This window comes from Lentimicrobiaceae bacterium (assembly GCA_028697555.1).
Classification (GTDB): Bacteria; Bacteroidota; Bacteroidia; order Bacteroidales; family UBA4417; genus UBA4417.
In genome coordinates this window covers 1-10,767 of sequence record JAQVEX010000066.1, presented here as the reverse complement: position 1 = coordinate 10,767, position 10,767 = coordinate 1, and the positions used below count along the sequence as shown (strand labels likewise).

9 protein-coding genes are annotated in these 10,767 nt (G+C 35.9%); 8 read left to right on the top strand and 1 reads right to left on the bottom strand.

Annotated features, from left to right (window positions below; translation table 11 throughout):
- Nucleotides 1–274: 274 nt before the first annotated feature.
- Nucleotides 275–1,996, bottom strand: coding sequence for a C69 family dipeptidase (locus tag PHP31_09290; protein MDD3739471.1), 1,722 nt, complete (start codon nt 1,994–1,996; stop codon nt 275–277).
- Nucleotides 1,997–2,903: 907 nt separating this feature from the next.
- Here PHP31_09290 and PHP31_09285 point away from each other — a divergent pair.
- The 8 genes from PHP31_09285 to PHP31_09250 form a co-directional block, all read left to right on the top strand.
- Nucleotides 2,904–3,548: a DUF2202 domain-containing protein gene (locus PHP31_09285; GenBank protein MDD3739470.1), complete on the top strand. Its 645-nt coding sequence runs from the start codon at nt 2,904–2,906 to the stop codon at nt 3,546–3,548.
- Between the two features lie 81 nt (nt 3,549–3,629).
- The gene (locus PHP31_09280) at nt 3,630–3,875 is read left to right on the top strand and encodes a PqqD family protein (GenBank protein MDD3739469.1); all 246 of its coding nucleotides are present in this window, start codon (nt 3,630–3,632) and stop codon (nt 3,873–3,875) included.
- The gene (locus PHP31_09275) at nt 3,868–4,917 is read left to right on the top strand and encodes an ATP-grasp domain-containing protein (GenBank protein MDD3739468.1); all 1,050 of its coding nucleotides are present in this window, start codon (nt 3,868–3,870) and stop codon (nt 4,915–4,917) included. The genes PHP31_09280 and PHP31_09275 overlap by 8 nt, the downstream gene beginning before the upstream one ends.
- A gap of 152 nt (nt 4,918–5,069) precedes the next feature.
- A complete protein-coding gene (locus PHP31_09270; GenBank protein MDD3739467.1) occupies nt 5,070–6,428 on the top strand; it encodes a hypothetical protein in 1,359 nt (452 codons plus the stop codon).
- A 9-nt stretch (nt 6,429–6,437) separates the two neighbouring features.
- The gene (locus tag PHP31_09265; protein ID MDD3739466.1) at nt 6,438–8,609 is read left to right on the top strand and encodes an urea transporter; all 2,172 of its coding nucleotides are present in this window, start codon (nt 6,438–6,440) and stop codon (nt 8,607–8,609) included.
- Nucleotides 8,597–9,937, top strand: coding sequence for a hypothetical protein (locus PHP31_09260; protein ID MDD3739465.1), 1,341 nt, complete (start codon nt 8,597–8,599; stop codon nt 9,935–9,937). Before PHP31_09265 ends, PHP31_09260 begins: the two co-directional genes overlap by 13 nt.
- Nucleotides 9,925–10,539 (top strand): tetratricopeptide repeat protein, encoded by a 615-nt coding sequence (locus PHP31_09255; GenBank protein ID MDD3739464.1) that lies wholly within the window; start codon nt 9,925–9,927, stop codon nt 10,537–10,539. Before PHP31_09260 ends, PHP31_09255 begins: the two co-directional genes overlap by 13 nt.
- Nucleotides 10,540–10,686: 147 nt before the next feature.
- On the top strand, nt 10,687–10,767 hold an 81-nt coding region (locus tag PHP31_09250; protein ID MDD3739463.1), incomplete at its 3' end, for a rubrerythrin family protein.

Here is a 10,767-nt window from a genome sequence, read left to right as displayed (position 1 = left end):
AAAGACACTTTTTACAAGGAATTTTTTATTGCCTTTAGGCAATAAAAACCGTATAAAAGAAACTAAATTTCTTACAGGGATTCAGAAATTTTTAACGTTTCTTTTATACATATTCTGCGTAAAAAGGATTTTAAATGAGTAGGACTAAGCTAACCCGCACCTCGTAACCCGTAACCCGCAACCCGCAACCCGCAACACGTACAAGCCAAAAGCTAAAATGCTCATCGAACAAAACAACGATTACTTTTAAAGTATATCTAGATTTTTTATGTAATTATCTCATCAAAAACTTATCACCTGTATCTTCTATAAGATTTTTCTTCCACTCATCGGAGTAGCCGGGCCAAATAATTTTTTTGGGAAAACCCCAGGGGTTTCGCAAGAACTCTCCGTTTTCTTCGGGCTTAACATTTCCGTCTAAATATTTGACTAACAGAAAATTATTAAATTCTTTCCAATAATCAACTAAGGAGTTGGCTGTATTGCAAGAAAATTCCGTTAATAATTCGGCTGCTTTTTCAGGCGATTTTTCATATAGTTTTAAAGCTGTTTCATCAGTAATACCAACATCTTCAACATATTTATTTTCCAAAAATGATTGACGTTTTTCAATTTCGGGCATTACTCTATTGTAAAACAGATATTTAAAATGTGCCAATCTGTTAAAAACCCAAAAAGCCGCATCGTCCTTGTAAGTCAGTATATCTCCATACCCTTCAGCCCATTTTTCGGCAGGTTTTGTTATTCCAACATAAAAAGGCGTATATACGCAAGAACCGGCATCATCTACACCCAACCAATAAATTCCTCCAATAGCATCCGGTAACCACGAACGCATTTGAGCTACAAAAGAAAAACCGGTCTGCTGAGTTACAGTTACTCTTTCGTTCAAATATTCTTTGCCGTCGTATTTAAAAGTTAATGGTCGCCAACGATAAGGCATACCCGATGGCTCTGCTCCTATATCTTTAGTCATATCCAATTCGGTGCCTTGCATATAGTTTCTGAAAAACTTAAACAAATCTAATTGGCTTAACTTACGATTTGGCTTGATATACAATGGAAGTCTATTTTCCAAATCGTTTCCGCAAGCTATATCCCAATATTTTTCCATATCATCGCTTATTTGGTTAAACATAGCCCAAACTCTGAGTTCGCACCCCCTTGCAGCACTATAAGTAATAGGAGCATAAGCTTGTGAAAATGAAAATTCAGCATCTTTTCCGGAAAAATAGTTTTTTTCTTTAGCAAAACTAATTACGTCGTGGGAATAGACAACTTCAATGTTTTCGTCGAAAATTTTATCCAAATTTTTACACGAAATAGAGTTTTTCATATTTTCCAAAGGAAAGTTTGTAATCCTGGAATGATTTGCGTGAGCGGAAACGTAACCTTCAGGAATTTTTATTGCGACAAAGACAATTCCTTTATTTTTATTTATATACTTGTTTTGTTTTTTGTCATAGACTTGTTTAACACCTTTTCCGACAATTTCCATAATCCACACTTCGTTAGGATCAGCTATGGAAAAGGTTTCGCCACTGCTTGCGTAACCGTATTCGTTAAGCAATTCCACAATCAGTTTAATTGCTTCTCTAGCCGTTTTTGTCCTTTCCAAAGCAATAAACATCATACTGCCGTAGTCGATAATCCCGGTAGTATCAACCAACTCATCACGACCACCAAAAGTGGTTTCGCCAATTGCAAGTTGATGTTCATTCATAAAACCTACAACTTTATAAGTGTGAGCAACTTGTGGAATTTGACCTAAGGGTTTATTTGTACCCCTGTCGTAAATTGTGCGCATGCTTCCTTCTGCCCAATCGGCTGCAGGTCGCCAATAAAGCTCGCCATAACGAATGTGAGAGTCGGCGGCATAGGAAATCATTGTACTTCCATCGACGGAAGCGGATTTTGTTACCAAATAGTTTGTACAAGCATCACTAAACAAGGGAGTGAAAATTAAAACCAAAACAATTAAAAAGTAATTTCTCATAAAAATAAATTTAAGTTCACGAATGTTTGCTACTATATTCGTATCATTAATAATAAGGCAAAACTATAAAATATTGTTTAATTAATGTTTAAAAGCTATTTAAATAGTCTTTAACAATAAAAAAGACTTACCTTTGCAAACGTATATCAAGGAATTATATACCCGAAGGCGGCGCGGATGCGTCCAAGCTTAGCCGGGAGATTACTCAGCAGGACAGACCGCCCTGCTGTTTTATTTTTCAATTATATTTTTTTTGGAATTTTTGTGGCTTGATTTGGCTTTTGTTTAAATAGACAAACTTTTACAGTTTCAATTTTGTTTTTTCATTTTTTTTGCTTGTTTTAATAAATTAGAAATCAGAAGTTAGAAATTAGAAGTTATATCGTTGCTAATTTTTTGCAAGGCAAGCGTAAGTCATTGATTTTGTTAAACATTTTTGTAATCAGTAAACTTTACTTATTTTACAACTAATAATCTGGAGTAAAATACATAAACAATAAGCAATGAAATAACAAAAAAGAACGTTGGAAAAATTATAAAAAAGTATTACCTTTGCGAACGTATATAAGGAATTATATACCCGAGGGCGGCGCGGATACATCCAAGCAATGCCGGGTGCCGATACAGCAGGACAGACCGCCCTGCTGTTTTATTTTATAGTTTTATAAGTTGTTGAATTTTTGTACTTTTTCGGTTCAATTTGGCTGCGGATTTAATCCAAGGCCCAACCTTATGCCTGAATAGCTTTTGTTATTCGGGCATAAGCCCTTTATAATAAATTGTTAGCCATTAGCTATTGGTTGAGTTTGGCTAAGGGCTAATAGCCAAGAGCCAAAGGCTATCACAATCCGCATCAACAAGAAATTTTTTCACCCATCTCGTAGGAAATTAAAAATGCAATTGTCTAATGGTGAAAAATCAGATAATTGATATGATAAAGATGATGATAAACAATAAATTTTTCTTGAAAACAATTTTGCTCCTTGTTCTGGCAATTAATTCTTTTGCAGCATTTTCTCAAAAGACTACAAAACTAACAACTTCTGAAAAGGAAGGAATTTTGCTAATGCGTGAAGAAGAAAAATTAGCCCACGATGTGTATAGCTTTTTTGCAGAAAAATATGATATTCCAATTTTCAAAAATATTACAAAAAGCGAGTTGGTACATCAAAAGTCGATGATATGGCTTATGGAAAAGTACGATATTGAAGATCCATCGTATGAAGAACAAGGGAAATTTCGCAACAAAGATTTGCAAAAATTGTATAATAAACTCACATCACAAGGAAACACGCTTATTGAGGCATTGAAAGTAGGTGCTTACATTGAGGATTTAGACATTTATGACTTAAAAAACTTGATGAAAGAAACTGAAAATGAAGATATTCTGCGAGTATATAATCGTTTGCTTTTAGGGTCGAAAAATCATTTAAGGGCTTTTGTGCGTAGCCTTTCGGGCAGAGGCGTAGAATATAAACCTGAATTTATTACGAAGGACGAAATGAACACCATATTAAATAACAGTAAGCAAAAAAATAAAAACAGAAGATAAAAGCAATTTGTATTTTATTTGATGCATATATCTGTATTATTGTATGTTTGCATAAAAATTAAACAGAAAAATAATTAACCTATGAAAATAAGAAAAAACATTGCTATAAGCGAAAACGGTTTTATTTTTAATCCGTTGACCGGCGATAGTTTCAGCGTAAATGAAACCGGAGTTTTCATTCTTCAAAAACTGAAAGACGGCGAAAGTGAAGAAAAAATTCTCCGCGATTTGATGGATGAATACGAGTTAGACAATTATATCGCCGAAAAAGATATGAATGATTTTTTATCAATGCTAAAAAGTTATCAATTGATTACCAATGAATAAGCGAAAAGTTACCGTAGCTGTTACCGGACTGAACAACATCGACAGTCCCGGACCTGGAATACCTGTTATTCGCGGATTGAAAGAAAGCGAAACTTTAGATGTTAGAATTGTGGGCTTATCGTACGAAACACTTGAGCCGGGTATATATATGCACGACTTGGTCGATAAAGTTTACCAGTTGCCTTTGCCAACAGCGGGTTCAGCAGTGCTGAAAGAAAGACTGAGATATATTGCAAGTCGTGAAAAAATCGATGTCCTTATACCCAATTTCGATGCTGAATTACATAATTTTATTAAAATTCAGGACGAGCTGAAATCGGAGTTGAATATTGCTACATTTTTGCCTTCGCAAGCTATTTTTGACGCTAGACAGAAGTCGGAATTGGGCAAATTTGGCGAAAAATACGGAGTGAAAGTCCCCGAAAGCCACATGATTAATCAGGTTTTGGAAATCAGAAAATTAGAAGAAACCATGAATTATCCGTTGGTAATCAAGGGAAGATATTACGATGCATACATTGCTCTATCGTACGAACAAGCAAGCTCGTATTTTTACAAAGTTGTGGCAAAATGGGGCTATCCTGTTATTGTTCAGGAGTTTGTAACAGGTACGGAAGTAAACGTAACGGCTATCGGCGATGGTAAAGGCAATTGCGTAGGAGCCGTTGCAATGCGTAAGTTGTACATTACTGATAAAGGTAAAGCTTGGTCGGGTATTTCGTTAGAAGATGACGAATTGTTGGAGATTTCCCGAAGGGTAATAGAAAACAGCAAATGGCGCGGCGGTTGTGAGTTGGAATTTATTAAAACCGATAAAGACGAGTACTACTTACTTGAAATGAATCCGCGTTTTCCGGCATGGGTATATCTTGCAAACGGCTGTGGACAAAATCACCCCGAAGCACTTGTAAAAATGGCGTTAGGCGAAGAAGTCAAGCCATTTACCGACTATAAGAGCGGCAAAATGTTTGTACGCTATTCATACGACCAAATTGTGGATATATCTGAGTTTCAGCAGATTTCTACAACAGGGGAACTTTAATACAATTAACAATGAGCAATTATCAATTAACAATTTACAATTAGCCATTAGCCGTTGGCTTTTAGCCATTAGCTAAAATTAGCCAAAAGCCAATAGCTAACAGCCAAAGGCAAATAACTTCAAATTTCTAATTTTAAATTTCTAATTTTAATATGAAACCAAATTACGAAAGTCCGATAATAAAAAAATTGAACGCCGGAATGATGAATAAATTCGGCAGTAGAACAGAATATACACCTGTAAAATTTATCGATAATGTGGCAGTCGCCGATTTAATGGACAAATACGGTTCGCCACTGTTTGTTATAAGCGAAAAAACTATTCGCCAAAACTACCAAAAGGCTTTGAAAGCTTTTAAAATGCGTTATCCAAAAGTGCAATTTGCATGGAGCTACAAAACCAACTACTTAGATGCGGTTTGTAAGGTTTTTCATCAGGAAGGCAGCTGGGCTGAAGTTGTTTCTGGCTTTGAATACCAAAAAGCTATTCGCAATGGTGTTCCCGGCAACTTGATTATTTTCAACGGTCCTGATAAATCTAAAGAAGATTTAATTATGGCAGTTGAAAATCGCTCACTTATCCACATAGACCATTTTGATGAGTTGTATATGCTGATTGAAATTATGGAAGAAAAACCTAATACCAAGGCACGCGTTGCAATTCGTGTTAACATGGACACAGGCGTATATCCGCAATGGGATAGGTTTGGCTTTAACTACGATAACGGTCAGGCTTGGAACGCAATTGCTAAAATTATTGCACAAGAAAAACTGCAATTAGAAGGTTTGCATTGCCATATAGGTACGTATATGCTTACTGCTAATGCTTACGCTGTAGCTGCTCGTAAAATGTGCGAACTTGCTTCGTCGTACTCCAATACCACAGGCAAAAACATAAAATACATAGATATGGGCGGCGGTTTTTGCTCGTCTAATACGCTTAAAGGTTCGTATTTGCAGGGAGCTGATATTATTCCAAATTTCGACGACTATGCCGAAGCTATTACCAGCACTATTCTTCAATTCGGTTTTCATCCCGACCAACTGCCATTGCTGATTTTGGAAACCGGACGTGCATTGATTGACGAAGCCGGTTATTTGTTGAGCACTGTTTTGGCAACCAAACGTCTCGCCGATGGTCGCAGGGCTACTATACTTGATACAGGTGTAAATATCATGTTTACTTCGTTTTGGTACAATCACCGTGTATCGCCGGCACAAGATTTTACGCAATACGCCGATGAAACCACTCTTTACGGTCCGTTGTGTATGAATATAGATTGCATTCGCGAAAGCGTGATTCTTCCGCTTCTTAAAAAAGGCGACCGTATTGTTATTCACGAAGTTGGAGCATACAATATGACACAATGGATGCAGTTTATAACTCTTAGACCTAACGTGGTAATGATTGATACAACGGGAAATGTACATCTTATTCGTAAGCAAGAAACTGTGAACACTATTGTAGATTGTGAGATAGTTCCGGAACATCTGAATAATATTAATTTATAACTAAAATTAATGCTACAAAAAAGCACATTCAAATCAATTGCCAATCTGCAACTGCGAGCCACGTACAACAGCTACGGACAGATTTTCTTTTCTATGAGTCCTTGGTTGGCAGTTGTTATGCTGATTTTGAGTATCTTAGATGTGCGAATTGGGTTGGGCGGATTGGTAGCGGTAATTATCACAAATTTACTCTCTCATCTTCTAGGTTTTTCTAAAGAGAAAATTTCAAGTGGTGTTTATGGTTTCAACGCTGCTTTCGTAGGAATGAGCATGCTCTTTAAGTTTTATTCCAACTCATCGTTTTTGCTGTTTTACGTTTTCGGAATTGTACTTTCATTTATGCTCACTGTTTGGTTAGAAACTGTGCTCTCCAAAAACAAATTGCCTGTCCTAACCCTGCCTTTTGTAATCACAAGTTTTATTATAGACTTGTCTTTCAGAAGCTTTGCTAATATTGAACTAATCACTCCTTTCGACAGATTTACCGTACTATTAGCTGAGCAAATGCGCGTTCCGTGGTATTGTTTGGTGCATTCGTTGGATAATATTCATCTTCCGCAACTTATCTTTTACTACTTCAAAACTTTAGCTTCTATATTTTTCACCGATAGTATTTTAGTCGGGATATTGATTTGTGTTGCTTTGCTGATACATTCTCGCATAAAATCAACGGTTGCGTTTCTCGGATTTTTCTTTGCTTTTTTGATGGGCAAAATAGTTGGTTTCGATTTGCAACAACTCACAACCAACCTTGCCGGAACCAACTTTGTTTTTTGGGGTATGGCAATCGGAAGTTTTTTCATTATTCCAAATATTTACAGTTACCTGCTTGTGGCAGGACTTACGCCTGTGCTTTTCCTTTTGTACGCTAGTATCGAAAAACTTATTTTTGGAACAGGTTTGTCTTCTTACACATTGTCATTCAGTGTGTTGGCAATATTGTTAATCTACGTCCTTATCCATCGTACATCAAACAGATACTTCATATTTCCGTACATTCAGTACTACAATCCCGAAAAAACGGTTTACAAAAGCGTAAATTATTTACAGCGTTTCGCTAATGATTTGCCATTCAAAATGAAACTTCCTTTTTTAGGCGAATGGACTGTAAGTCAAGGGTATAATGGAGAAATCACTCATTTGGGCGAGTGGGGCAGTGCTCTTGATTTTGTAGTAACCGACGATGACAACAAAACTTATTCAGGCGATGGAACAAGCAAAGATGATTATTATTGCTACAATAAGCCGGTTTTGGCTCCCGCCGATGGTTATGTATATCAAATCAGCAATATTACCGACGACAACGAAATTAACGATGTAAACACCAATAAAAATTGGGGCAACACAATTATTATCAACCATTTGAACGGACTTTACACTCAATTCAGTCATTTGAAAAAAGATAGTTTCAAAGTCCGCATAGGTGATTATGTAACTAAGGGAACTGTGCTTGCAACTTGCGGAAATTCAGGTCGTTCGCCTGAGCCGCATCTGCATTTTCAAGTGCAATTGAGTCCTGAAATAGGTGCAAAAACTTATTATTATCCATTCGGTTATTATTTTGAAAAAACTGACGACAAACCGATTTTAAGAATTGGCGAAGTTCCTGCTGAAAATTCTATCATCTACAACGTCGATAGTTTAGATTTGATGAACAATGCATTCAATTTCAAACCGGGTAAAGAGTTGAATGTGAACTTTAATGGTGAAAAAGTAAGTTGGAAAGTTGCAACCAATCAGTATAATCAAACTTATATTTTCTGCGAAAAAACAAAATCTACGGCGTATTTTGTCAACGATGGCACAATGTTCTATTTCACCGATTTTGAAGGTAAGAGAAATTCGGCACTTTATGCGTTTTACCGCAGTTGCTTTAGGTTATTGCTTGCCGGAGTACGAGATATGGAAGTTAAAGACAGCATTCCATTGTCTAAGGAGTTGCCCTTGTCGGTAAAATGGTTGCAAGATTTCATTGCACCTATTGCTTTGCTTAGTCAGGTTACATATTCATCAAAGCTAAGCAAAATGGACAATCCTTTTTATCCCGAAAATGTTGAGTTTGTCAATAGTGTTGCAGTTAAATCTTTCGGAAGAAAAAAGCCAAGCACCGAGTATAAGGTGGCTGTATCGCATTCTAAAATTGAAATTAAAACTAACAAAATGAGCTTATGTATAGAATGATTTTTATCTTAATTGCTATGTGCCTTTTTGGAGTAGCAAAAGGTCAGGATACAGTAGTTACAAGTGCTGTGGATAAAAACGCTCGTTTGGTGGCTTATTACGACAGTCTGACTTATGCACAGTATCAAAACCGAGATTATAAATCATTGATTAGTACAGCAAAAAAAGTAGAAAAATTGGGTGTTAATTTTCAGTATCTGAATTATCGCAAAGCCATAGCTTACTACGAACTTAAAAACTACGTTTCAGCAGCAAAATATTACGAAAAAGCTCTTTCTGATGTACCTGAAGACCTGTATTTAAAAGAGAGTTTATATCTTGCTTATATGTTTAGCGGTCAGAGAGAAAAAGCTGATATATTTGTTAAAACACTTCCTAAAGCAAGTCGGGATTTTTTAGGTTTTAAACCTTCTGTTGTAAACTTTGTCCGTGTTTCGGGCGGATATACTTTCAGCGATAATAATGAAAATCTAAGAAACGAAATAACCAATCTCGATACTATAAATCAGTATCAGGATATGATGTTGGGTGGTGTAGTGCTTGGATTAAACATTTCCGACCGCGTGAAACTTAATGCGGGTTATAATTTGTTTAACACCAAATTTGAACGCTTTGCCCAAAATAGCGTGCAACACAAGGATTTATTGTCGCAGCATCAACTAAATTTAGGTTTAGAGTATTTTTCCAACAATAACTTTTCATTCGGCTTTACAGGCGGATTTTACGCAATAGAAAAAAGCAATAAATCTGATGCTCCGATTTCGAATAACGGTCAAGAGCGTAAACGAAAATGGTCTATAGCCCCATCGCAATCAACCTACTACAATCTTTCAGCTATGGTTTTTCTTAGTAAAAGATTTACCTACGTAACTCCCGAGATTTCTGTTGCATACTCCGATTTTGCTTTTTCCAATCAGTTACAAGCTAAGTTACAACTGACTTATTATCCGTTTGGCAATTTGAATTTCTATGGAATTACGTCTGCTGCCATTATATTTGATAATCATGAAAACCGAGATAATCAGACGGTTTTTACTCAAAATTTAGGTGCCAAAATATTCAGAAACGTATGGTTAGATGGAATGGTTAGTGTTGGTAATCATCTGAATTACATAACGGATCGCTCATTCGTAGTGTACGATACTTACGACCCAATAAAGTTTATTTCGAGTTTGAGTGCGTCTTATTATTTCAAAAAAATGACACTTTCTGCAACTTACTCATTCACTCAAAGAGAAGGTTGGGCTTTTACCGATTTTTACACGCAATTTAAAAAGTATAAGTATAATAATCAATTAGTTAATTTAGCAATAAAATGGAAATTTTAAAGAAAAGCGCAGCAATATTCGTGTTGCTTTTAGTGTTTGGAATTACGGCTTCTGCACAGGTCAGTCCTTCCAAAGTTTTTGAAAATAGTTATGCCAAAGAAGCAGTCGGCGATTATCAAGGAGCTATAAATGAGTTAGTCGGCTTAAACGGCTTCGATTATCACAAATCTCTCCGATTAGGTTGGCTATACTATTTAGGAAAAAAATACGATTCCAGCATTCGTTATTATCAGCAAGCTGTGAAGCTACGCCCTAAAGCGGTTGAAGCTCTGCTCGGATTGTGCAATCCGCTTGAAGCTCAGAATAATATAGAACAATTAGAGGCAACTTACAAAAAAATCCTTGCAATTGACCCTATGAATTCAAAGGTAAATTATGCTCTCGGCAATATTTACTATTATCGAAAAAATTTCATTCAGGCAGAAAAACACTACGATTTGGTGCTTGGTTTGTATCCATTCGACTATTATTCCAATCTGATGGCAGGCTGGACGAAGTATTTTTTAGGCAAGAAAAATGAGGCTAAAATCCTGTTTAATACTGTTCTTATCATTTCGCCAACAGATAAATCGGCAAAAGATGGTTTATCTTTGATAAAATAGTTATTCGTCTGTAAATAAACACTATAAATGTTGATTTTGTAATTGTTAATAAAAACAATGATAAAATAATCATCGGAATTAGGTTTATATCTACAAATTTATATTTTTGCTGAAACAACTAATATTAACCACAATAATTAAACGCTCATGAAAAAAAGTATTAAAGGAACAGAAACAGAAAAAAATCTATTGAAGTCATTTGCCGGCGAATCGCAAGCAAGAATGCGT

Coding starts and splice junctions, on each gene's coding strand:
- PHP31_09280 (MDD3739469.1), top strand. CDS start 3,630: ATGAAAATAAGAAAAAACATTGCTATAAGCGAAAACGGTTTTATTTTT.
- PHP31_09255 (MDD3739464.1), top strand. CDS start 9,925: ATGGAAATTTTAAAGAAAAGCGCAGCAATATTCGTGTTGCTTTTAGTG.
- PHP31_09285 (MDD3739470.1), top strand. CDS start 2,904: ATGGTGAAAAATCAGATAATTGATATGATAAAGATGATGATAAACAAT.
- PHP31_09275 (MDD3739468.1), top strand. CDS start 3,868: ATGAATAAGCGAAAAGTTACCGTAGCTGTTACCGGACTGAACAACATC.
- PHP31_09270 (MDD3739467.1), top strand. CDS start 5,070: ATGAAACCAAATTACGAAAGTCCGATAATAAAAAAATTGAACGCCGGA.
- PHP31_09290 (MDD3739471.1), bottom strand. CDS start 1,996: ATGAGAAATTACTTTTTAATTGTTTTGGTTTTAATTTTCACTCCCTTG.
- PHP31_09260 (MDD3739465.1), top strand. CDS start 8,597: ATGTATAGAATGATTTTTATCTTAATTGCTATGTGCCTTTTTGGAGTA.
- PHP31_09265 (MDD3739466.1), top strand. CDS start 6,438: ATGCTACAAAAAAGCACATTCAAATCAATTGCCAATCTGCAACTGCGA.